This window comes from Pelomonas sp. KK5, from assembly GCF_001984095.1.
GTDB lineage: Bacteria > Pseudomonadota > Gammaproteobacteria > Burkholderiales > Burkholderiaceae_C > KK5.
Map to the genome: position 1 here is coordinate 1 of NZ_LYVQ01000056.1, position 21,342 is coordinate 21,342.

20 protein-coding genes and 1 pseudogene are annotated in these 21,342 nt (G+C 69.6%); 20 read left to right on the forward strand and 1 reads right to left on the reverse strand.

Annotated features, from left to right (window positions below; all coding sequences use genetic code 11):
- The 14 genes and pseudogenes from B0W88_RS32960 to B0W88_RS11120 all read left to right on the forward strand — a co-directional run.
- Nucleotides 1–211, forward strand: a pseudogene (locus B0W88_RS32960) (FAD-monooxygenase); the annotation flags it as partial.
- Between the two features lie 28 nt (nt 212–239).
- Nucleotides 240–1,169, forward strand: coding sequence for a VOC family protein (locus tag B0W88_RS11060; protein ID WP_077034715.1), 930 nt, complete (start codon nt 240–242; stop codon nt 1,167–1,169).
- Between the two features lie 7 nt (nt 1,170–1,176).
- Entirely contained in the window at nt 1,177–2,112 is a 936-nt protein-coding gene (locus tag B0W88_RS11065; RefSeq protein ID WP_077034716.1) for a 3-keto-5-aminohexanoate cleavage protein, read from the forward strand.
- 14 nt (nt 2,113–2,126) lie between these two features.
- Nucleotides 2,127–3,161, forward strand: a complete 1,035-nt coding sequence (locus B0W88_RS11070) for an aromatic ring-hydroxylating dioxygenase subunit alpha (protein WP_077034717.1) — start codon at nt 2,127–2,129, stop codon at nt 3,159–3,161.
- Nucleotides 3,158–4,195 carry an aromatic ring-hydroxylating dioxygenase subunit alpha gene (locus B0W88_RS11075; RefSeq protein WP_077034718.1) on the forward strand — a complete coding sequence of 346 codons (1,038 nt, stop codon included), beginning with the start codon at nt 3,158–3,160 and terminating at the stop codon, nt 4,193–4,195. Before B0W88_RS11070 ends, B0W88_RS11075 begins: the two co-directional genes overlap by 4 nt.
- 46 nt (nt 4,196–4,241) lie before the next feature.
- Nucleotides 4,242–5,420: an ABC transporter substrate-binding protein gene (locus tag B0W88_RS11080; protein ID WP_077034719.1), complete on the forward strand. Its 1,179-nt coding sequence runs from the start codon at nt 4,242–4,244 to the stop codon at nt 5,418–5,420.
- Nucleotides 5,417–6,319: a branched-chain amino acid ABC transporter permease gene (locus B0W88_RS11085; protein ID WP_077034720.1), complete on the forward strand. Its 903-nt coding sequence runs from the start codon at nt 5,417–5,419 to the stop codon at nt 6,317–6,319. Before B0W88_RS11080 ends, B0W88_RS11085 begins: the two co-directional genes overlap by 4 nt.
- Nucleotides 6,316–7,245 (forward strand): branched-chain amino acid ABC transporter permease, encoded by a 930-nt coding sequence (locus B0W88_RS11090; RefSeq protein WP_077034721.1) that lies wholly within the window; start codon nt 6,316–6,318, stop codon nt 7,243–7,245. The genes B0W88_RS11085 and B0W88_RS11090 overlap by 4 nt, the downstream gene beginning before the upstream one ends.
- Nucleotides 7,242–8,000, forward strand: a complete 759-nt coding sequence (locus B0W88_RS11095; RefSeq protein WP_077034722.1) for an ABC transporter ATP-binding protein — start codon at nt 7,242–7,244, stop codon at nt 7,998–8,000. The genes B0W88_RS11090 and B0W88_RS11095 overlap by 4 nt, the downstream gene beginning before the upstream one ends.
- Nucleotides 7,997–8,701, forward strand: coding sequence for an ABC transporter ATP-binding protein (locus tag B0W88_RS11100; protein ID WP_198937818.1), 705 nt, complete (start codon nt 7,997–7,999; stop codon nt 8,699–8,701). Before B0W88_RS11095 ends, B0W88_RS11100 begins: the two co-directional genes overlap by 4 nt.
- Before the next feature lie 21 nt (nt 8,702–8,722).
- The gene (locus B0W88_RS11105; protein WP_077034724.1) at nt 8,723–9,595 is read left to right on the forward strand and encodes a fumarylacetoacetate hydrolase family protein; all 873 of its coding nucleotides are present in this window, start codon (nt 8,723–8,725) and stop codon (nt 9,593–9,595) included.
- Entirely contained in the window at nt 9,592–11,082 is a 1,491-nt protein-coding gene (locus tag B0W88_RS11110) for an amidohydrolase family protein (RefSeq protein ID WP_077034725.1), read from the forward strand. Before B0W88_RS11105 ends, B0W88_RS11110 begins: the two co-directional genes overlap by 4 nt.
- 113 nt (nt 11,083–11,195) lie before the next feature.
- A complete protein-coding gene (locus tag B0W88_RS11115) occupies nt 11,196–12,323 on the forward strand; it encodes a porin (protein ID WP_077034743.1) in 1,128 nt (375 codons plus the stop codon).
- Between the two features lie 31 nt (nt 12,324–12,354).
- Nucleotides 12,355–13,308: a PDR/VanB family oxidoreductase gene (locus tag B0W88_RS11120; protein WP_077034726.1), complete on the forward strand. Its 954-nt coding sequence runs from the start codon at nt 12,355–12,357 to the stop codon at nt 13,306–13,308.
- 4 nt (nt 13,309–13,312) lie between these two features.
- On the opposite strand, the gene B0W88_RS11125 is transcribed toward B0W88_RS11120, so the two are convergent.
- Entirely contained in the window at nt 13,313–14,380 is a 1,068-nt protein-coding gene (locus tag B0W88_RS11125; protein ID WP_077034727.1) for a LacI family DNA-binding transcriptional regulator, read from the reverse strand.
- An 86-nt stretch (nt 14,381–14,466) separates the two neighbouring features.
- Between B0W88_RS11125 and araD the strand changes: the two genes are divergently transcribed.
- The 6 genes from araD to B0W88_RS11155 all read left to right on the forward strand — a co-directional run bounded on the left by araD (nt 14,467) and on the right by B0W88_RS11155 (nt 21,252).
- Entirely contained in the window at nt 14,467–16,203 is a 1,737-nt protein-coding gene (gene araD, locus B0W88_RS11130) for an L-arabinonate dehydratase (RefSeq protein ID WP_077034728.1), read from the forward strand.
- Nucleotides 16,204–16,221: 18 nt separating this feature from the next.
- Nucleotides 16,222–17,010 (forward strand): HpcH/HpaI aldolase/citrate lyase family protein, encoded by a 789-nt coding sequence (locus B0W88_RS11135; protein ID WP_077034729.1) that lies wholly within the window; start codon nt 16,222–16,224, stop codon nt 17,008–17,010.
- Nucleotides 17,010–18,077 carry an ABC transporter ATP-binding protein gene (locus B0W88_RS11140; RefSeq protein ID WP_077034730.1) on the forward strand — a complete coding sequence of 356 codons (1,068 nt, stop codon included), beginning with the start codon at nt 17,010–17,012 and terminating at the stop codon, nt 18,075–18,077. Before B0W88_RS11135 ends, B0W88_RS11140 begins: the two co-directional genes overlap by 1 nt.
- Nucleotides 18,078–18,107: 30 nt before the next feature.
- Complete coding sequence (locus B0W88_RS11145) at nt 18,108–19,373, forward strand: ABC transporter substrate-binding protein (RefSeq protein WP_077034731.1); 1,266 nt, start codon at nt 18,108–18,110, stop codon at nt 19,371–19,373.
- A gap of 167 nt (nt 19,374–19,540) precedes the next feature.
- Nucleotides 19,541–20,422: a carbohydrate ABC transporter permease gene (locus tag B0W88_RS11150; RefSeq protein WP_077034732.1), complete on the forward strand. Its 882-nt coding sequence runs from the start codon at nt 19,541–19,543 to the stop codon at nt 20,420–20,422.
- Nucleotides 20,422–21,252: a carbohydrate ABC transporter permease gene (locus B0W88_RS11155; protein WP_077034733.1), complete on the forward strand. Its 831-nt coding sequence runs from the start codon at nt 20,422–20,424 to the stop codon at nt 21,250–21,252. Before B0W88_RS11150 ends, B0W88_RS11155 begins: the two co-directional genes overlap by 1 nt.
- Nucleotides 21,253–21,342: the final 90 nt, after the last annotated feature.

Below are 21,342 nucleotides of genomic sequence, written 5' to 3' on the forward strand. Positions count from 1 at the left end.
GCTGGTGACCCGCGCCGGCGCCGAGGGCGCGGCCCGCATCGCCGCCTCGGCCGGCGGCCTGCCGCTGCGCGTGCTGGCCCCGGAATCGGCAGCGCTGCGGGGGCTGTACGGCGCGGACTACGTGCTGATCCGCCCCGACCAGGTCGTCGCCTGGCGCGGCGATTCGGCCGAGGCGGCCTGCGCGGCGCTGCCGCTGATCGCCGGGCATTGAGAAGACAAGACCACCAGGAGACGGAAGAATGAACATCGAACTGAGCACCGCCTACATCGGCATCGACTGCCGGGACCCCGTGCAGGTAGGCCGTTACCTGCACGCAGTCGTCGGCCTGATGCCGGCCGAGCCGGCGGCCGGCGCGGAGAGCCGCTGGCGCAACGACGGCAAGGCCGCGCGGGTGTGGCTGCGCCAGGCCGAGCGCGACGATGCGGCAGCGATCGGCCTGGAGGCCGTGGATGCCGCGGCCTACCGGCGGGTGCTGCAGCGCCTGGCCGCGGCCGGCGTCGCCACCACCCCGCTCTCCCCCGCCGAGCGCGAGCTGCGCGGCGTCGGCGAGGGTGTGTCGATGATGTCGCCCTGGGGCGTCAAGGTCGACGTGGTGCTGGGCCTGGTCGACGCGGCCACGCCCTTCGCCAGCCCGCACTATCCGGACGGCTTCGTCACCGGCGCCCAGGGCTTCGGCCACTACGTCTTCGTCGTCAACACGGCCGAAGCCTACGAGGCCTCGCGCCGCTTCGCGATGGAGGCGCTGGGCATGAAGCTGTCCGACACGCTGCGCATGGCGCTCGGCCCTGCTGGCGCCCCGGAGATGAACGTCAGCTTCCTGCATGCCAACCCGCGCCACCACTCGCTGGCCCTGGCCTTCGTGCCGATGCCCGAGGTGCCGCAGAAGCTGCACCACGTGAACTTCGAGGTGGCCGCCGTGGCGCCGGTGGGCGCGGCCTACGAGCGCGCGCTGGCCGCGAAGACCCCGCTGGCCAACACCATCGGCCAGCACGAGAACGACGGCATGGTCAGCTTCTACAGCGTCAGCCCCGGCGGCTGGCTGGTCGAGATCGGCGCCACCGGCCGCACCGTCGGCGAGGACTGGGACGACCGCCGCGAATACCACCGCATCAGCCTCTGGGGCCACCAGCCGCCCACCGTGCTGCAACAACTTCTTGTCGGAGCCTGAGACAGCCATGGCCGCACGCAAAGTCATCATCACCTGCGCCGTCACCGGCTCGGTCCACACGCCCAGCATGTCGGAGCACCTGCCGATCACGCCGGACCAGATCGCCACGCAGGCGATCGAGGCCGCCGAGGCGGGAGCAGCCATCCTGCACCTGCACGCCCGCAACCCCGAAGATGGACGGCCCTCCTTCGACCCGGCCGTCTACCGCCAGTTCCTGCCGCGCATCCACAAGGCCACCGGGGCCATCATCAACATCACCACCGGGGGCTCCCACACGATGACGCTGGAGCAGCGCCTGGCCGGCGCGCTGGACATCTCGGCCGAGATGAGCAGCTGCAATATGGGCAGCATGAACTTCGCCTTCTTCCCGGTGCTGGAGAAGCTCAAGGTCTTCAAGCACGCCTGGGAGCCCGAGCACCTGGAAGGCACGCGCAACGCGATCTTCCGCAACACCTTCGGCGATATCGAGCAGGTGCTCTCGAGGCTCGGCGATGCGCACGGCACCCGTTTCGAGTTCGAGTGCTACGACGTGGGCCACCTCTACAACCTGAAGCACTTCGTCGACCGCGGTCTGGTGCGCGGGCCGGTGTTCCTGCAGTTCGTGCTGGGCATCCTGGGCGGCATCGGTGCCGATCCGGAGAACCTGACCTTCCTCAAGCGCACCGCCGACAAGCTGTTCGGCGAGGGCGGCTACCAGTGGTCGGTGCTGGGCGCCGGCCGGCACCAGATGGCGCTGGCGACGCAGGCAGCGCTGATGGGCGGCAACGTGCGCGTGGGGCTGGAGGATTCGCTGTCCCTGGCGCGCGGCAAGCCGGCCACATCGAATGCCGAGCAGGTGCGCGCGATCCGCGGCGTCCTCGAATCGCTGGGCCTGGACATCGCCACGCCGGCCGAGGCCCGTGAGATGCTGGGGCTCAAAGGCCGCGAGACGGTCCGGCTGTAAGGAGACAGAACATCATGGCCTTCGTCAGACAAAGCTGGTACGTCGCCGCCTGGGCCGACGAGATCAAGCCGGGAGAAAAACTCGCCCGCACGCTGCTGGGCGAGCCGGTGCTGCTGTACCGCGGCGCCGAATCCGGCCAGGTCGCCGCGCTGGAGGACCGCTGCTGCCACCGTGGCCTGCCGCTGTCGCACGGCTGCGTGCGCGGCGACCAGGTGCAGTGCGGCTACCACGGCCTGGTCTTCGATGCGCGCGGCCAGTGCACGATGGTGCCCGGCCAGGCGCTGATCCCTCCTGCCGCCAAGGTGAAGCGTTATGTCGTCGCGGAGCAGGATCACCTCGTGTGGATCTGGATGGGCGACGAGGCGCGCGCCGATGCCGCGCAGATCCCCCGCCATCCCTGGCACGACGACCCGGCCTGGGAGTGGGTGAAAGACCGCTACCCGGTCGCCGCGAACTACCAGCTGATCACCGACAACCTGATGGACCTGACCCATGTCGGCTATGTCCACGGCCGCACGATCGGCGGCACGCCGCAGGCGCACTCGGAAGCCGAGACGCACACGGTGCCGACCGACCTCGGCGTGCGCGTCGAGCGCTGGATGATGGACTCGGTGCCGCCGCCGGCCTACACCGCAGCCGCGAAGTTCAACACGGCCCTGGTGGACCGCTGGATGGAGATCGACTTCTTCACCCCGGCCACCGTGCGCATCCACACCGGCGCCGTCGATGCGGGCAGCGGCGCGCGTGAAGGGAAGCGCGAAGGGGGCTTCGCCTTCATCGGCTTCAACACGATGACGCCGGAGAGCGAGACGACGAGCCACTACTTCTGGAGCGGCGCGAACAAGCGCCAGCCCGGTGCGCCGGACGGCCGCGAGCGCCTGCGCCAGAGCCTGGAAGTGACCTTCGGCGAGGACAAGGTGGTGGTCGAGGCGCAGCAGGTCTCGCTGTCGCGCAAGCCGGAGCCGCTGGGGATGATCGCCTCGGACGCCGGGATGATGCGCGCCCGCCGCCTGGTCGCCGCCCGAATCGAACAGGAGCAGAAGCCATGAGCCTCTTCCTCAGGAATTGCTGGTACGTGATCGGCTGGGCCCACGAGCTGGCCGAATCCGGCGCGATGGTCCACCGCACGATCGCAGGCGAGGAGATCCTCGTCTACCGCCTGCAGAAGGACGGCAGCATCGCCGCGATCCAGGACCGCTGCCCGCACCGCTTCGTGCCGCTGCACAAGGGCCGCCAGGTCGGCGACCACATCGAGTGCGGCTACCACGGCCTGTGCTTCGGCGCGAGCGGCCAATGCGTACGGCATCCGGTCGATGGCGCGGTGATTCCCAAGGCCGCTCAGGTGAAGAGTTATGCCGCCACCGAGCGCCACGGCGCGCTATGGGTCTGGCTCGGCGATGCCGCCGCGGCCGATCCCTCGCGCATCGCCGACCTGTCCTTCCTCACCGACCCGCAGCGCAGCACCGTCAGCGGACACATGCACACCAAGGCCAACTACGAGCTGGCCATCGACAACCTGGTGGACCTGACCCACATCGAGTACGTGCACCGCGAGTTCCAGGCCTCCGAGGCCTTCCCGCGGCTGATCACCGAGGTGCAGCAGGACGGCGACGTGATCACCACGCGGCTGACCTATCCGAACGGCCGCCCGCCGCCGGTGTTCGCCAACGCGGGGCTCGACATGGACCAGCCGATCGACCTGGTCAACGAGGTCGAGTGGCACGCGCCCTCGGTCGCGATCCTGCGCGTGCGCGCGTACCGGCCGGGCCGGCATGACGAGGTGCCGATCTTCGACATCAAGAGCGCCCACCTGATCTCGGCCGAGACCCAAGGGAGCTGCCACTACTTCTTCGGCAACACGCGCAACTACGCGCTGAACGATCCCGCGGTGGACGAGAAGATCCGCCACTGGCAGCGCACCGCCTTCATCGAGCAGGACAAGCCCATGCTGGAGGCGCAGCAGCAGTACATCGGCGAGCGCGACATCCTCGCGATGAAGCCGGTGCTGCTTGCCACCGACGCCGGCTCGGTGCGCATCCGCCGCACGCTGCGGCGAATGATCGAGGCTGAACAGCCCACCTAGACACCCCACCCACGCGCCCGACAGAGGCGCCACCGGAGACATCGTCATGAACCTTTTGAAATCGGCCCTCGCGGCCGCGGGCCTTGCTTTGCCTGTCGTTCTTGCGAACGCCCAGACGCCGCCCCTGAAGATCGGCTTCCTCGCCACCCTGTCCGGCCCCTTCGGCACCATCGGCCAGGACCAGGCGGACGCGTTCATGCTCGCCGTCGAGCAGCGCGGCGGCCGGCTCGGCGGCGTGCCCGTCGAGGTCATCAAGGAGGACGACCAGGCCAAGCCCGAGCGCGCGGTGCAGCTTGCGCAGAAGCTGGTCGAGGGCGACAAGGTGCCCATCGTCACCGGCATCACCGCCGCCAGCGTGATGGTGGCCGTGGCCCGGCCGGTGATCGAGAAGCAGGTCTTCCTGCTGTCCACCAACTCCGGCCCCTCGCCCTTCGCCGGCGCGGGCTGCTCGCCGTATCTCTACGTCGTCTCCTGGCAGGGCGACTACATCTCGGAAGTGGTCGGCAAGTACGCCAGCGACAAGGGCATCAAGAAGATGGCCCTGATCGCGCCGAACTACTCGGCCGGCAAGGACGTGCTGGCCGGCTTCAAGCGCTTCTACAAGGGCCAGGTCACCGACGAGTTCCTGACGCCGACCTCGCAGCTCGACTTCTCCGCCGAGATTGCGCAGATCCAGGCCAACCGGCCCGATGCGGTGTTCGCCTTCCTGCCCGGTGCGCTGTCCATCAACTTCACGCGCCAGTACCAGCAGGCGGGCCTGCTGAAGACGCTGCCGCTGCTGACCAGCGGCATGATCGAGGCGACCAACCTCCCCGCGCTGAAGGACCAGTCGCTGGGCATCCTCGGCGGCGCCTTCTGGGGCCCCGACTTCGACAACCCGGCCAACAAGGCCTTCGTCGAGGCGTTCGAGAAGAAGTACGGCCGCATCCCGTCCACCTACGCGGCCCAGGCCTACGACGGCGCGCTGCTGCTGGACTCGGCGATCGCCAAGGTGAAAGGCAACGTCACCGGCGACAAGCCCGGCTTCATGGCTGCGATGAAGGCGGCGGACTTCAGGTCGGTGCGCGGCAAGTTCCGCTTCAACCACAACGGCTTCCCGGTCGAGGACATGCACATGTTCGAGGCGGTGAAGGACGCCAAGGGCCGCTACACGGTCAAGACCGTCGCCACGCCGCTGCGTGACCACGAGGACAACTACCACGCCGCCTGCGCGCTGAATTCATGAGCCTGCTCCTCACCCAGCTGCTCAACGGCTTCCAGCTCGGCGTCTTCCTGTTCCTGCTCTCGGCGGGGCTGACGCTGGTGCTCGGGATCATGAACTTCGTCAACATGGCGCACGGCGCGTTCTACATGTTCGGCGCCTATTTCGCGGCGACCGTGTTCGAGCGCAGCGGCTCCTTCCTGCTGGCGGCCGTGGTCGCCGTGCCGCTGACGCTGGCCGGCGCGATGGTGCTCGAGCGGCTGGTGATCTCGCGGCTCTACCGGCGCGACCACCTGGACCAGGTGCTGGTCACCTTCGGCCTGATCCTCTGCGGGGACGAAACCGTGCGCATCGTCTGGGGCCAGGCACCGCTGTATTTGGCCGTACCGGACACGCTGTCGGGCTCGGTGGCCGGCTACCCGGTCTGGCGCCTGGTGATCATCGGCGCCGGCCTGCTCGTGGCGCTGGGCCTGTATCTCGCGATCCAGAAGACCCGCGTCGGCATGCTGATCCGCGCCGGCGCCTCGGACCCGGCGATGGTGCAGGCGCTCGGCGTCAACATCGGCCGCATCAATGCGCTGGTGTTCGGCGCCGGCGCGGCGCTGGCCGGCCTCGCTGGACTGATGGCCGGGCCGCTGCTGTCGGTACAGCCGGGCATGGGCGAGGCGATCCTGATCCCGGCCTTCGTGGTGCTGGTGACCGGCGGGATCGGGTCCATCCGCGGCGCCTTCCTCGGCGCGCTGATCGTGGGCCTGGTCGACACCCTCGGCCGCGCCTACCTGCCGGGGCTGTTCCACCAGCTGATGTCGCGCAGCCTCGCCCAGGCGGCCGGCCCGGCGGTGGCCTCGATGCTGATCTACCTGCTGATGGCCGTCGTGCTGGCCGTGCGTCCGCAGGGGCTCTTTCCGGTGAGGCAGCGATGAACAGCACCACGATGGCAAGACCTGCCCCCGCGCCTCGCGTGCCGATGCCCGCGCTGCTGATCGCCGCCCTCGCGCTGCTGCCCTTCATCGCCGACGCCACCGGCCATGCCTTCTGGTTGGCGCCGGCCTCGCGGATGCTGGTCTTCGCGCTGGCTGCGCTGGGGCTGAACCTGATCCTCGGCCATGGCGCGATGGTCAGCATGGGCCATGCGCTGTACATCGGCATCGGCGCCTACGCGGTGGGCATCCTGGCGGCGCACGGCGTCACCAGCGCCCTCGTGCAGCCCGCCGCGGCGCTGGCCGCCGGCGCCGTCGTCGCCACGCTGACGGGCCTGGTCTGCCTGCGCGCCAGCGGCGTGGCCTTCATCATGATCACGCTGGCCTTCGCGCAGATGTTCCATTACCTCGCCACCGGGCTGAAGGCCTATGGCGGCGACGAGGGGCTGCCGATCGAGCTGCCGGGCCTCGATCCGGCCGTGCTGTACTGGGTGATCCTCGCCCTGGTGGCCGCCTCGCTGCTGGGCATGCACCGGCTGGTGAACTCGCGCTTCGGCATGCTGCTGCGCGGCTGCAGGTCCAACGAGCGGCGCATGAAGGCGCTGGGCTTCCCGACGCTGCGCTACCGGCTCGCGGCCTATGTGATCTCCGCCCTGGCCTGTGTCGTGGCCGGCATGCTGCTGGCCCATGTGACGCGCTTCGCCTCGCCGTCCTATGTGCACTGGACCGTCTCCGGCGACCTGATCGCGATGATCGTGCTGGGTGGCACGGGCCGGCTGATCGGGCCCGTGATCGGCGCGGCCGGCTGGGTGCTGCTGCAGGAACTGCTGGCCGCCTCGCCCTGGCCGCCGCTGGCCGAGCACTGGCCCCTGCTGTTCGGCCTGGGCATCGTCGTGATGGTGCTGCGCCGCAAGGGGGAACCGGCATGAACGCGCCCGTCCTTCAAGTGCAGGGGCTGGTCAAGCGCTTCGGCGGCCTGCTCGCCACCGACCACCTGGACCTGGAGCTGCGCCCCGGCGAGCTGCATGCGGTGATCGGCCCGAACGGCGCCGGCAAGACCACGCTGATCGCGCAGCTGAGCGGCGAGCTGCCGCCCACCGCGGGCCGCATCGTCTTCGAGGGCCGCGAGGTGACGGCGCTGCCCGTGGACCAGCGGGCCCGCCTCGGCATTGCCCGCTCCTACCAGATCACCTCGGTGTTCCCGGAGTTCACGGCGCTGCAGAACGTGATGCTCGCGGTGCAGGCGGCCGGCGGCCACAGCTTCTCGTTCTGGCGGGCGGCGGCTGCCGATGCGCGGCTGGTGGAGCCGGCGCGGGCCATGCTCGCCGAAGTCGGGCTTGCAGCGCTGGCCGACGAGCGTGTCGCCACCCTCGCCCACGGCGCGCGCCGGCAGCTGGAGATCGCGATGACGCTGGCGATGCGGCCGCGCGTGCTGCTGCTGGACGAGCCGATGGCCGGCATGAGCGCCGCCGAATCGGCCGCGATGGTCGAGCTGCTGCAGCGCCTCAAGGGCCGCTACGCGATCCTGCTGGTCGAGCACGACATGGACGCGATCTTCGCGCTGGCGGACCGGATCACGGTGCTGGTCTATGGCCGGGCCATCGCCTGCGGCACGGTGGACGAGATCCGCGCCAACGCCGGGGTCCGGCAGGCCTACCTGGGCGACGAGGAGGCGGTGCTGTGAGTTCATCCAAGGCATTGCTCGAACTGACCGGCGTCGAGACGTCCTACGGCGCGAGCCAGGCGCTGTTCGGCATCTCGCTGACCGTGCAGCCGCGCGAGGTGGTGACGCTGATCGGGCGCAACGGCATGGGCAAGTCGACGATCGTGAAGACGATCTGCGGCCTGCTTGCATCGACGCGCGGCAGCCTGCGCTTCGACGGCACGGCGATCGCAGGCAGGCCCTCGCACCTGATCGCGCAGGCCGGCATCGGCCTCGTGCCCGAGGGCCGGCATGTGTTCCCCAACCTGACCGTGCGCGAGAACCTCGTCGCCACGGCGCGGCCCGGGCCTTGGACGCTGGCGCGCATCCATGCGCTGTTTCCAAGGCTGAAGGAGCGCGAGCGCAACCTCGGATGCAACCTGAGCGGCGGCGAGCAACAGATGCTGGCCATCGGCCGCGCACTGATGACCAACCCGAAGCTGCTGATCCTCGACGAAGCCACGGAAGGCCTCGCGCCGCTGATCCGCGGCGAGATCTGGGCCTGCCTGGAGCAACTCAAGGCCAGCGGCCTGGCGCTGATCGTCATCGACAAGAACATCGCGCCGCTGCTGCGCATCGCCGACCGGCACTACGTGATCGAGAAAGGCCACGTCGTGTGGTCCGGCGATTCCGCCCGCCTGCGCGCCCAACCCGAAGTGCTGCGCGACTACTGCGGCATCTGATTTCCAAGCAAGGACCCCACAATGAAACTGATTGCATTCCGCAACGCCGCCGGCCAGCCCTCGCTCGGCGCCCAGATCGACGCGAGCACGCTGGCCGACCTGACGGCCGCGGGCCTTCCCGCCACGCTGGACGAGCTGCTGCGCGATCCCGAGGGCCTGGACCGCGCCCGCCGCCTGCTCGCCACGCACCCCGACCTGCCGCGCCGCCCGCTCGACGGCCTGCGCTACCTGCCACCGGTCCAGAACCCCGCCAAGGCCTTCGCCATCGGCCTGAACTACACCGACCACGCGGCCGAGAGCAATTTCGAGCCGCCCAAGCACCCCGTGATCTTCCAGCGCTTTCCCTCGTCCTGGGTCGCGCATGACGAAGCGCTTCAGCGGCCCCGCGTCTCGACGATGTTCGACTACGAGGCCGAGTTCGTCATCGTCATCGGCAAGCCGGGCCGCTACATCAAGCGCGAGGACGCGCTGACCCACGTGGCCGGCTATTCCCTGTTCAACGACGGCTCGCTGCGCGACTACCAGTTCCGCTCGAACCAGTGGCTGTGGGGCAAGAACTTCGACGCCAGCGGCAGCTTCGGCCCGGCCTTCGTCAGCGCCGACGAACTACCGCCCGGCGCCGCGGGCCTGCGCCTGCAGTGCCGGCTCAACGGCGAGGTCCTGCAGGACGCGAACACGCGCGACCTGATCTTCGACGTGTCCACGCTGGTGGCCGCCTGCTCCGAAGGCATGGCGCTGCAGCCGGGCGACCTCATCATCAGCGGCACGCCGGCCGGCGTCGGCGGTGCGCGCAAGCCGCCGATCTGGATGAAGCCGGGCGATGTGTGCGAGGTGGAGGTCGAGGGCCTGGGCATCCTGCGCAACACGATCGTCGACGAGGAGGCTGCGGCATGAAGCGGCTGAGCCTTGTCCTGGCGATGCTGCTCGCCGGCTGTGGCGGCAGCGATGTCACCGACGTGAGCAGCGGTACCGTCATCCGCAACGTCACCATCGTCAACACCCGCGACGGCTCGCAGGCGCCGCGCATGGCCGTGGTCGTCGACGGCGGAAGGATCGTGAAGATCGCCGCCACCGAGTACATCCGCACGACCGGCAGCGCCACCGATGTGGACGCCAGCGGCAAGTACCTGGTGCCCGGCTATCTCGACATGCACACCCATGCGATCGACGCGGCCGGCCAGAGCCCGAGCTTCTGGCCCCTGCTGATCGCCAACGGCATCACCGGCGTGCGCGAGATGCGCGGCTCGGCCGCCCTGGTCGCGCAGGCGAAGCAGATCAACGCGGACCGCGCCTCCGGCGTGCTGGACGCGCCGGAGATCCTGGCCATGCCCGGCGAGATCTTCGGCGGCGAGCTGCTCGGCTTCACGCCGCTGGCGGGCTCCACGTCGGCCTCGGCGGCGGTGACCGAGGTGCAGAAGCAGAAGGGCTACGGCGCCTCGTTCATCAAGTCGGTCCGCGCCACGCGGGATGCCAACCTGGCGTTGCTGGCCGAGGCGAAGAACCAGGGCCTCACGGTGGTGGGCCACCTGTCGCCGACGCTGGGCGCGCTGGAGTCGTCCAATGCCGGCTGGCATGCGATCGAGCACTTCGGCGGCAACCCCTTCATGCTGCTGGACTGCTCCTCGCAGGAGGACACGCTGCGCGCGCAGCTGCTCGCCGGAGCGCCCCTGCCGGCCTTGCGCCAGCCGCTGATCGACAGCTACGACGACAGCAAGTGCCAGTCGCTCGCGAAGACCTTCGTGAAGAACGACACCTGGAACGTGCCGACGCTGATCCGCATCCGCACCGGGCTGCTGAGCAATGCCCCAGAGTACCTGAACGACCCGAACCTCGCCTACGTCCCCAAGGCCACCCGCGCCGCCTGGGCCGGGGCGGCGGCGGCCTATGCGAAGACGTACGACGCGACGGCGCAGGCCGCGCTGGCCGCCACCTACGCGAAGCTGAAGACCTTCCCGGCGCTGCTGAAGGCCAATGGCGCCCCGCTGCTGGCCGGTTCGGACACCGCCTCGCTGGCCGTCTGGGTCATTCCCGGCTTCAGCCTGCACCAGGAGTTCGCGCTGCTGGCCGAGGCCGGGCTGACGCCGCTGGACATCCTGCAGGCCACGACGCTGAACGGCGCGAAGTTCCTCGGCCGCGAGGCCACGATGGGCACGGTCGACGAGGGCAGGAACGCCGACCTGGTGCTGCTCGACGCCGACCCGATCGCCAGCGCCACCAACCTCGACCGCATCGCCGGCGTATTCCTGCGCGGCAAGTACTTCAGCGCCGCGGCATTGGCGAAGTTGAAGAGCGACGTGGCCGCTGCCTACGCCGCCCAGCCGGCGCCCAGCGAGGCCGAGCGCCGTGCGGCGATGGCGGCAATGGAAGCGCACACGGACTGACCCGCCACTCCGTTCGGGCTGAGCCTGTCGAAGCCTCGTTCGTCGAGCTCAGGGCGAACGGTGGCGTCTATTTCACCAACCATTGACTTACTAAAACCAGGAGACAAGCAATGATGAACAAGAAGACCCTGATCGCCCTCGCGGCCCTTGCCGTGACCGCGGCCCACGCCCAATCCTCGGTGACGCTGTTCGGCGTCGTCGACCTCGCCGTGCGCGCGGTCAAGAACGGGGACGGCGGCACCACCAAGGCCGTCTTCGACGGCGGCGCCAACGCCAGCCGGCTCGGCTTCCGCGGCGAGGAAGACCTGGGCGACGGGTTGAAGGCCGGCTTCTGGCTCGAGATGCCCGTCTTCGCCGACACCGGTGGCGGCGGCACGCCGGCGGGCATCGTCGCCCAGGGCGGCGCGCAGATCGGCGCCAAGCTGTTCCAGCGCCGCGCCACGGTGAGCCTGAGCAGCCGCACGCTGGGCGAGATCCGCCTGGGCCGCGACTTCGATCCGTCCTTCCTGAACCTCGGCACCTTCGACGTCTACCAGTGCACCGGCTTCGCCGGCGACGCCAATATCGTCGGCGGCGGCTCGCTGTCGGCGCCGGGCATCCTGGGCAGCGGCGTCGGCACGATCGCCCGCGTGGACAACTCGGTGGCCTACTACACGCCCAACACGCTCGGCGGCTTCTACGCCTCGGCGATGGTCGCCGCCGGTGAAGGCAGCAACACCAGCAACGGCAACAACGCCTACCGCGGCGCCCGCCTCGGCTGGTACAACGCGCAGTGGAACATCGCCGCCGCGGCCGGCCGCACCAAGGTGCCGGGCAGCAGCGACTTCAAGGTCTGGAATGCCGGCGCCTCCTACGACGCCAAGGTGGTCTACGTCACCGGCTTCGTCCACCAGGCCACCTTCACGCCCGCCGGCCTGGCCGAGCGCAAGAACCAGCTCTGGGGCATCGGCGCGCGCGTCCCGGTGGGCCTGGGCGACGTGCATGCCACGCTCCAGCACTCGAACATGAGCGGGGGCAATGTGAACGGCCTGCGCGATGCGGACGATGTGACGCAGATCGCCGTCGGCTACACCTACAACCTGTCCATCCGCACCGCGCTGCACGCGGACGTCGGCCGGCTGCAGAACAAGGGCCTGTCGGCGCTGGCCTACCCGGGCGGCACGGCAGCCGGCAGCGGCTTCGGCACGCTGGCGGACCGGCGCTCGACGGCCGTCGAGTTCGGCATCCGGCACAGCTTCTGACGTCGATTCCACCAGTTGAAAGGAGCGGGCCATGATCGAGGTGCACGTCGCACGAAAGACCCCCGAAGCGCTGGACATCGCCAGCTTCGAGCTCGTCCGCCCGGACGGCGCCGCGCTGCCCCCCTTCTCGGCCGGCTCGCACATCGACGTGCAGTTGCCGAATGGCCTGACCCGCCAGTACTCGCTCTGCAACGAGCCTGGTGAAGTACACCGTTACCTGATCGGCGTGCTGCGCGACCCGGCCTCGCGCGGCGGCTCGCGGGCGATGCACGAGGAGGTGCGCGAGGGACAGGTCTTGCGCATCAGCGCGCCGAAGAACCACTTCCCGCTGGCCCATGCCGCCCGCCACAGCCTGCTGCTGGCGGGCGGCATCGGCATCACGCCGATCCTGTGCATGGCCGAGCGGCTGGCGGCCAGCGGCGCCTCCTTCGCGCTGCACTACTGCAGCCGCTCGCCGGAGCGCACGGCCTTTCGTGCGCGCATCGCCGCCTCGGGCTTCGCCCGGCGAGCCATGCATCACTACGACGACGGCGGCGAGGCTGCGCAGCGGCTGCCGCTCGATGCCCTGCTGCAGGCGCATCGGCAGGACGACACCCATCTCTACGTCTGCGGGCCCAAGGGCTTCATGGACTGGGTGCTGGGCAGTGCCCGCGCCGCCGGCTGGCCCGAGGGGCGGCTGCACTACGAGTTCTTCGGCGCTGCCGTGCCCACGGCGGGCGGTGCCTTCGAGGTGATGCTGGCCAGCAGCGGCCGCGTCATTCCGGTTCGGCCCGAGCAGAGCGTCGTGCAGGCGCTGGCGGCCTGCGGCATCGAGCTGCCGACCTCCTGCGAGCAAGGCGTCTGCGGCACCTGCCTGACCCGCGTGATCGACGGCGAGGTCGACCACCGCGACATGTACCTGACCCCCGCGGAGCAGGCCGCCCACGACCAGTTCACGCCCTGCTGCTCGCGGGCGAAGTCGGCCCGGCTGGTGCTGGACCTCTGAGCGGCTACGCGGCGATCGAGCTGCCGCGCACGATCAGCTCGCACGGCAGCGTGCGGCTGCCCGGCTCCTCGCCGCTGGACAGCGCCTCCAGCACGGCCTCGGCCGCGGCTTGCCCGATCTCGGAGCGCGGCGGCCGCATCGTCGACAAGGCCGGCGTGAGCTGGCGGCCGATCGGGAAATCGCCGAAGCCCAGCAGCGCCAGGCGGCCCGGCACCGCGATGCCCAGGGCCTGCGCCTCCATCAGCGCGCCGCAAGCCAGATGGTCGTTGGCGAAGGCCGCGGCGGTGATCGAGCTTTCCGCGCCCAGGCCGCGCAGCACCGCGCGGCCGGCATCGAAGGCGTCGCCGGTGCCGGCCGGCAGCACCTTCACCTGGGCGCCCGCCGCCTTGGCTTCGGCCGCGAAGCCCTGGCCCCGCTCGTGCGCCCGGTAGTCCTCGGCCACGCCGCTGTCCACGTAGGCCAAGGAGCGGTGGCCCTGCTCGATCAGGTGCCGGGCCATCGTGCGGCCGACGGCCCGGTGGTCGAAGCCGATGCGCGCGAAGCCCTCGGCGTTGGCCTCGTGCTCAGGATGGTCCCAGATCTCCACCACCGCCGTGCCGCCCGCATGCGCATCGCGCAGCAGCTGCAAGGCGCTCGCCGTGTGGTGGCGGCCGGTGACGACCAGCGCGCCCGGGGCCCAGCCCAGCAGCGTGCGCAGCTGCGTCTCCTCGACCTCCAGCGAATAGCCGGTGGCCATCAGCAGCAGCTCGCGGCCGCTGTCGCGCAGGCCTTCCGTGAGGCCCTGGATCGTCTCCGCGAAGATCGAGTGGCCGACGTTCGGGATCAGCGCCGCCACGATGCGCGAGGCCCCGCTGGCGAGCTGGCCGGCCTGGTGGTTGGGCACGTAGCCGGTCTGCTCGATGGCCGCCTGGATGCGCGCCGCCGTCTCGGGCGCCACCTTGCCGGGCTCGCGGATGTAGCGCGAGACGGTGATGCGGGTCACCCCGGCCGCATCGGCCACGTCATGCAGGGTCGGCCGGCCGTGGCCGCGGCGCTGGCGCCGGTTCGCGTCGTCGGAAGTCGTCGATTTCATTGACCTAGGGTTTCCACCGATGTGTACCGGTAACATGATGCCTTAATGTTACCGGTAACACGACAGGAGACAAGAAGGCAATCGCCATGAGCCGTTCGCTTGACGAACTTCGCAGCCGCCGCTGGTTCGCTGCCACCGACATGCGCGGCTTCGCGCACCGCCAGCGCATCCAGCAGATGGGCCTGCGCCGCGAGGACGTGCTGGACAAGCCCGTCGTCGCGATCATCAACACCTGGAGCGACCTCTCGCCCTGCCACGCCCACCTGCGCGAGCGGGCCGAGAGCGTCAAGCGGGGCATCCTGATGGCCGGCGGCATGCCCTTCGAGCTGCCCGCGATGAGCCTGGGCGAGGTGATGGTGAAGCCCACCACGATGCTCTACCGCAACTTCCTGGCGATGGAGGTGGAGGAGCTGCTGCGCTCGCTGCCGATCGACGGCGTGGTGCTGCTGGCCGGCTGCGACAAGACCACGCCCGCCACCGTGATGGGCGCCACCAGCGCCGGCCTGCCGGTGATCTTCTGCCCGGCCGGCGGCATGCTGAGCGACCGCTACCTGAAGCGCGGCGAGCCGCAGCGCAGCGTCGGCGCCGGCACGCACACCCGCATGTTCTGGGACGAATACCAGGCCGGCCAGGTGTCCGAATGCGAGTGGATCGGCCTGGAAGCCAAGATGACACGCTCGCCCGGCACCTGCAACGTGATGGGCACCGCCAGCACGATGACCTCGATGGTCGAGGCGCTGGGCCTCGCCCTGCCCGGCGCCACGGCGATACCCGCGATGGACGCCGGCCACGTGCGCATGGCGACAAGCTGCGGCGAGCGCATCGTCGACATGATCTGGCAAGACCTGACCCCGCAGAAGATCCTCACCCGCGGCGCCTTCCTGAATGCCGCCGCCGTGCAGATGGCGCTGGGCGGCTCCACCAACGCGGCGGTGCACGTCGTCGCGATGGCGCGCCGCGCCGGCGTGGACCTGACGCTGGCCGACCTGGACGCGATGGGCCGCAAGGTGCCGGTGCTGGCCAACCTGTTCCCCAGCGGCGACCGGCTGATGGAAGATTTTCACTACGCCGGTGGCCTGCCCGCGCTGATGAACCGCATCCGCCCTCACCTCTCGCTCGGCGAGCTCACCGTCACCGGCAAAACCATCGCCGAGAACATCGACGGCCGCGAGAGCCTGGACGACGAGGTGATCCGCCCGCTCGACCGGCCGGTCAGCGCAGCCGGCGCGTTAGCCGTGCTGCGCGGCAACCTCGCGCCGGAAGGCGCGGTGATGAAGTCCAGCGCCGCCAGCCCGAAGTTCTTCCGCCACACCGGCCGCGCGCTGGTGTTCGACTCACCGGCCGAGATGCACAAGGCCTGCGCCAACCCGGAGCTGGACGTGGACGAGGACACCGTGCTGGTGCTGCGCAACGCCGGCCCGGTCGGCGCGCCCGGCATGCCCGAGTGGGGCGGCCTGCCGATCCCGAAGAAGCTGCTGGACCGCGGCGTGCGCGACATGGTGCGCCTGTCCGACGCGCGCATGAGCGGCACCCACTACGGCAGCTGCATCCTGCACATCAGCCCGGAGGCGGCGGTGGGCGGCCCGCTGGCCCTGGTCAGGACCGGCGACCTGGTTGCGCTGGACGTGGAGGCGCGTACGCTTGAACTGAAGGTTAGCGACGAGGAACTGGCCCGCCGCCGCGCCGCCTGGACGCCGCCGCCGCGCACCGCCAAGCGCGGCTTCGTCAAGCTCTACCAGGACCACGTCCAGCAGGCCCACGAGGGCTGCGATTTCGACTTCCTGCAAGGCGACGCGAGTTCGCCCGAACCCGAGATCTTCTAAAAGTACAAGGAGACAACCGTGACGAATCCCTTCCAGCAACTGCTGGCGAAAGAGAACCCCGTCGGCACCTGGATCATGTCCGCCAGCCCGCTGGTGGCCGAGGCGATCGGCTGCGCCGGCTACGACTGGGGCGTGATCGACATGGAACACACGCCGATCGACCTGATGACGCTGGTGCACATGCTGCAGGCCGTCGCCGGGACGAAGATGACCCCGGTCGTGCGCGTGCCCTGGAACGACAGCGTCGCCATCAAGCGCGCGATGGACGCCGGCGCACAGACCCTGCTGCTCCCCTTCGTGCAGGATGCCGCCGAGGCCGGCGCCGCTGCGTCCGCCTGCCGCTATCCGCCCGAAGGCACGCGCGGCATGGCCGGCATGAGCCGCGCCTCGCGCTTCGGCACCGCGCCGAACTACCTGACCACCGCCAACGAAGGCGTCAGCGTGATCGTGCAGCTGGAGACCACGGCCTCGATCGAGCAGGCCGATGCGATCGCCGCGACGGCCGGCGTCGACGCGCTGTTCGTCGGCCCCGGCGACCTGTCCGCGACGATGGGCCATGTCGGGCAGCTCACGCACCCCGCCGTGCTGGAGCAGACCCGCCGCGCCATCGCCGCCGCCAAGGCCCATGGCAAGCCGATCGGCACCGTCGGCGGCACGCCCGAGGTCTGCGCGCTGTACCGCGAGATGGGCTTCGACTTCGTCGCCATCGCCTCCGACCTGGGCCTGCTGATGCGCAGCGCGCAGGCCGCGCTCGCCGCCGTCCGCAACGAAACCATCACCGCGGCCAAGCCGCAAGGAGCCTACTGATGGCTGCCGTCGAACTGAAGAACGTGGCCAAGAGCTACGACGGGAAGATCCCCATCATTCATGGCATCGACCTGGAGATCAAGGACGGGGAGTTCACCGTCTTCGTCGGCCCGTCGGGCTGCGGCAAGAGCACGCTGCTGCGCATGATCGCGGGGCTGGAGTCGATCAGCGGCGGCGAGCTGCGCATCGACGGCGAGCGGGTCAACGACAAGCCGCCGCGCGCCCGCGATATCGCGATGGTGTTCCAGGACTACGCGCTCTACCCGCACAAGAGCCTGTACGACAACATGGCCTTCGGCCTGCGCCTGCGCAAGACGCCGGAGGACGAGATCAGGAAGCGCGTGATGGACGCCGCCAAGCTGCTGCGCATCGACCACATGCTGGAGCGCAAGCCGGCAGCGCTCTCGGGCGGCCAGCGCCAGCGCGTCGCCATCGGCCGCGCGATCGTGCGCCAGCCCAAGGTCTTCCTGTTCGACGAGCCGCTGTCCAACCTCGATGCGCAGCTGCGCCAGGAGATGCGCAGCGAGATCAAGCGCCTGCACGAGCGCCTGGGCGCCACGATGATCTACGTGACCCACGACCAGGTGGAGGCGATGACGCTGGCGGACCGCATCGCCGTGCTCAGCGCCGGCCACAAGATGCAGTACGACACGCCGGACGCGATCTACAACCGCCCCGCCGCGCTGTTCGTCGCCGGCTTCACCGGCGCCCCGCCGATGAATCTCGTGGACGCCACCGTCAGCGGCGGCCAGGCCGATGTGGGCAATGGCATCCAGGTCGCGCTGCCGCCGGCGCTGGCCGGCAAGAGCGGTCAGAGCAAGCTGGGCGTTAGGCCGGAGAACCTGCGCCTCGCGCCCGAGGCCGGCGACATCGCGGTGCCCGCCCAGGTCTCGCTGCTGGAGCCGCTGGGCTCCGAGACGCTGGTGAGCCTGAAGCTCGGCGCCAGCGAGGTGATCGCGCGGCTGGCCGCCAACTTCCGCGAGCCGCCCGGCACCACCGTCAAGCTGCACCTGAACCCCGCCCACCTGCACCTGTTCGATCCGCAGAGCGGCCTGGCCCTGGCCTGACCGACAAGACACGAAAACAAGGAGACATCCATGCAACGCACTTTCATCGCCGCTGCCGCCACGCTGCTGCTGGCCATCGGCGCCACCACCGGCGCGATGGCCCAGACGACCAAGCTGCGCGTGTTCGCCGGCGGCTCCGGCCAGCGCCCGGACCTGATGCGCAAGCTGTTCGACCAGTACCAGCAGAAGAACCCCGGCGTCAGCGTCGAGATGGAGACCGGCGGCGCCACCTCCGAGCTGCAGCGCCAGTACCTCAGCACCGTGCTGAACGCCAAGGACCCGGCGATCGACATCTACATGATCGACATCGTCAACCCGGCCCAGTACTACGGCGCCGGCTGGCTGGAGCCGCTGGACGCCTACCTCGGCGCGCCGGCCACCGCGCTCAAGCCCTACCTGCCCTTCTATGCCTCGGCCGACGTGATCGACGGCAAGCTGGCGGCGATGCCGGCCTTCGCCGACGCGCTGTTCATGTACTACCGCAAGGACCTGCTGGAGAAGTACAAGATCGCCGAGCCCAAGACCTGGGACGAGCTGAGCGCCGCCGCGAAGAAGATCCAGGCCGGCGAAGGCAACGCGAACCTGCAGGGCCTGTCCATCCAGGGCGCGCCGATCGAGGGCGCGGTCTGCACCTTCCTGCTGCCCTACTGGAGCCAGGGCAAGGACTTCAACGACGCCGCCGGCAAGCTGACGCTGGACAAGCCCGCCGCCGCCAAGGGCCTGCAGACCTGGCTGAGCCTCGTCGATGCCGGCGTCATCAAGAAGAACGTGGCCGAGGTGAAGACGCCGGACACGGTCAACGAGTTCAAGGCCGGCCAGGTGGTGTTCGCCGTCAACTGGGGCTTCGCCTGGGACCGCTTCCAGGGCGACAAGGACAGCAAGGTCGGCGGCAAGATCGGCGTGATGCCGCTGCCGGCGATGGCCGGCGGCAAGAGCGCCACCTGCGTGGGCGGCTGGCAGTGGGCGGTCAGCGCCTTCTCGAAGTCCAAGGCCGAGAGCGCCAAGCTGGTGAAGTTCCTGGCCAGCCCCGAGGCGAGCAAGTTCCTGGCGGTGGAAGGCTCGCTGCTGCCGACCTACGCCAGCGTCTACACCGATGCCGACGTGGTCAAGGCCGTGCCCTGGTTCAAGGACGCCGGCCCGGTGGTGGTGGCCGGCCGCAGCCGTCCGCTGTCGCGCGACTACGGCCAGGTCAGCGATGCGATCCGCACGACGACGAGCGCGGTGCTGGCTCGCACGAAGAAGCCCGATGAAGGCGTCGCCGAGATCGAATCCCGCCTGCGCCGCGTGATGCGTTAACCATGGAGCCCCTCGCCCAGTCTCGCCCCGCTGAACGCGGGCTCGCCCGGTCGGTCCCCCGAGGGGACGACGAGGCTCGCGGCTTCGAGCCGCAAGCCTCGCCAAACGGGCCGGCTTGGGGCGGCCCGGCGCTCGGCCCCAAACACAACGCCACCGGACAACTCACCATGTTCGACAAACTGAAGGATCCGGGCGAGAAGACCCTCGCCTTCCTGCTGCTGGCGCCGGCCTTCGTGCTGCTCGCGCTGATCGTCGTCTACCCGATCGGCAAGCTGATCTGGAACAGCTTCTTCGACCTGCGGCTCTCGGGCGGCGCGGCGAAATTCGTCGGCATCGAGAACTACGCGATGGCGCTGAAGGATCCGGACTTCTGGAACGCCACCGGCAACACGCTGCTGATCACGCTGGTCACCGTGCCCGGCGCGCTGGTGGTGGGCCTGGGCCTGGCGATGCTGGCCAATCTGCCCTTCCGCCGCCGCTGGCCGGTGCGCCTGGCGCTGCTGCTGCCCTGGGCGCTGCCGCTGGCCTTCGTGGGCCTGATCTTCGCGTGGTTCTTCCACACCGAGTTCGGCGTCGTCAACGATCTGCTGCGCCGCGCCTTCGGCCTGGAGCCGACGATGTGGCTGCTGTCCCCGCGCATGGCCTTCGCGGCGATCTGCCTGGCCATCATCTGGAAGACCTCGTCCTTCATGGCGCTGATCCTGCTGGCCGGCCTGCAGATGATTCCCAAATCGCTGTACGAGGCGGCCGAGGTGGACGGCGCGAGCAAGCTGCAGCAGTTCTGGCAGATCACGATCCCGATGCTGATGCCCTCGATCATCGTGGCGCTGATCTTCCGCACGATCACCGCGCTGCAGACCTTCGACATCCCGGTGACGATGACCCACGGCGGCCCCGGCAACAGCACGCAGACGCTGGCCATGCTGATCCACGCCACCACGATCGACTACCTCGACGTCGGCTACGGCTCCACGCTGGCGGTGCTGATGTTCCTGATCTCGCTGGTCGTCACCGGCTTCTACCTGAAGCGCATCGGAGGGAATGCCTGATGAACAACCTGTTCTCTTCCAAATGGCTGCGCTTCGTGGCGGCCACGATGGTGGTGGTCAACGGCTTCTTCCCGGCCGTGTGGATCCTGCTCACCTCGCTGAAGACCGAGGGCGAGCTGGTCAGCAAGCCCATCACCTACTGGCCGCACAACCCGGTGCTGGAGAACTATGTCCGCGCCTTCACCGACCAGCCGCTGCTGAAGTACCTGGGCAACAGCTTCATGGTGGCGATCCTGTCCACCGCGCTCTCGCTGCTGGTGGCCTCGGGCGCCGCCTATGCGATCGCGCGGCTGAACCTGAAGCGCCGCCAGCTGATCCTGACCTGCATCGTGGCCTCCAGCATGTTCCCGCTGGTGACGCTGCTGGTGCCGATCTTCGAGACGATGCGCCAGCTCGACCTGCTCAACACCTACACGGCCCTGGTGCTGCCCTATACGGTGCTGAACCTGCCGGTCTGCACGCTGGTGCTGGTGAGCTTCTTCCAGAGCATCCCCAAGGACCTGGAGAACGCCGCGATGATCGACGGCTGCACGCGCATGGGCGCGCTGTTCAAGATCGTCGTGCCGCTGGCCGCGCCGGGCGTGTTCACCGCCGGCATCCTCGGCTTCGTCAACGCCTGGGACGAGTTCCTGCTGGCCCTGTCGCTGAACTCCAGCGCCACGATGCGCACGCTGCCGGTGGGCATCTCGCTGTACCAGGGCGAGTTCACCTTCCCCTGGCCGACGATCTCGGCCGCACTGATCGTCGCCATCGTGCCGGTGGCCATACTGATCGCCGTGTTCCAGGAGCGCGTCGTCGGCGGCCTGACGCAGGGGGGGCTGAAGGGCTGACCCTCACTCGCAACAACTGAATCACCAACCGGGCTTGTCGAGAAGACGGGCCCGCCGGGCGGAGCTTTGCCCGACGCATTTCTCACCACC

What these genes read in the sequence shown, in the direction of transcription:
- B0W88_RS11070 (WP_077034717.1), top strand. Translation starts at nt 2,127, where the DNA reads ATGGCCTTCGTCAGACAAAGCTGGTACGTCGCCGCCTGGGCCGACGAG.
- B0W88_RS11150 (WP_077034732.1), top strand. Translation starts at nt 19,541, where the DNA reads ATGTTCGACAAACTGAAGGATCCGGGCGAGAAGACCCTCGCCTTCCTG.
- B0W88_RS11065 (WP_077034716.1), top strand. Translation starts at nt 1,177, where the DNA reads ATGGCCGCACGCAAAGTCATCATCACCTGCGCCGTCACCGGCTCGGTC.
- B0W88_RS11095 (WP_077034722.1), top strand. Translation starts at nt 7,242, where the DNA reads ATGAACGCGCCCGTCCTTCAAGTGCAGGGGCTGGTCAAGCGCTTCGGC.
- B0W88_RS11140 (WP_077034730.1), top strand. Translation starts at nt 17,010, where the DNA reads ATGGCTGCCGTCGAACTGAAGAACGTGGCCAAGAGCTACGACGGGAAG.
- B0W88_RS11155 (WP_077034733.1), top strand. Translation starts at nt 20,422, where the DNA reads ATGAACAACCTGTTCTCTTCCAAATGGCTGCGCTTCGTGGCGGCCACG.
- B0W88_RS11120 (WP_077034726.1), top strand. Translation starts at nt 12,355, where the DNA reads ATGATCGAGGTGCACGTCGCACGAAAGACCCCCGAAGCGCTGGACATC.
- B0W88_RS11060 (WP_077034715.1), top strand. Translation starts at nt 240, where the DNA reads ATGAACATCGAACTGAGCACCGCCTACATCGGCATCGACTGCCGGGAC.
- B0W88_RS11085 (WP_077034720.1), top strand. Translation starts at nt 5,417, where the DNA reads ATGAGCCTGCTCCTCACCCAGCTGCTCAACGGCTTCCAGCTCGGCGTC.
- B0W88_RS11090 (WP_077034721.1), top strand. Translation starts at nt 6,316, where the DNA reads ATGAACAGCACCACGATGGCAAGACCTGCCCCCGCGCCTCGCGTGCCG.
- B0W88_RS11075 (WP_077034718.1), top strand. Translation starts at nt 3,158, where the DNA reads ATGAGCCTCTTCCTCAGGAATTGCTGGTACGTGATCGGCTGGGCCCAC.
- B0W88_RS11125 (WP_077034727.1), bottom strand. Translation starts at nt 14,380, where the DNA reads ATGAAATCGACGACTTCCGACGACGCGAACCGGCGCCAGCGCCGCGGC.
- araD (WP_077034728.1), top strand. Translation starts at nt 14,467, where the DNA reads ATGAGCCGTTCGCTTGACGAACTTCGCAGCCGCCGCTGGTTCGCTGCC.
- B0W88_RS11110 (WP_077034725.1), top strand. Translation starts at nt 9,592, where the DNA reads ATGAAGCGGCTGAGCCTTGTCCTGGCGATGCTGCTCGCCGGCTGTGGC.
- B0W88_RS11105 (WP_077034724.1), top strand. Translation starts at nt 8,723, where the DNA reads ATGAAACTGATTGCATTCCGCAACGCCGCCGGCCAGCCCTCGCTCGGC.
- B0W88_RS11145 (WP_077034731.1), top strand. Translation starts at nt 18,108, where the DNA reads ATGCAACGCACTTTCATCGCCGCTGCCGCCACGCTGCTGCTGGCCATC.
- B0W88_RS11115 (WP_077034743.1), top strand. Translation starts at nt 11,196, where the DNA reads ATGAACAAGAAGACCCTGATCGCCCTCGCGGCCCTTGCCGTGACCGCG.
- B0W88_RS11080 (WP_077034719.1), top strand. Translation starts at nt 4,242, where the DNA reads ATGAACCTTTTGAAATCGGCCCTCGCGGCCGCGGGCCTTGCTTTGCCT.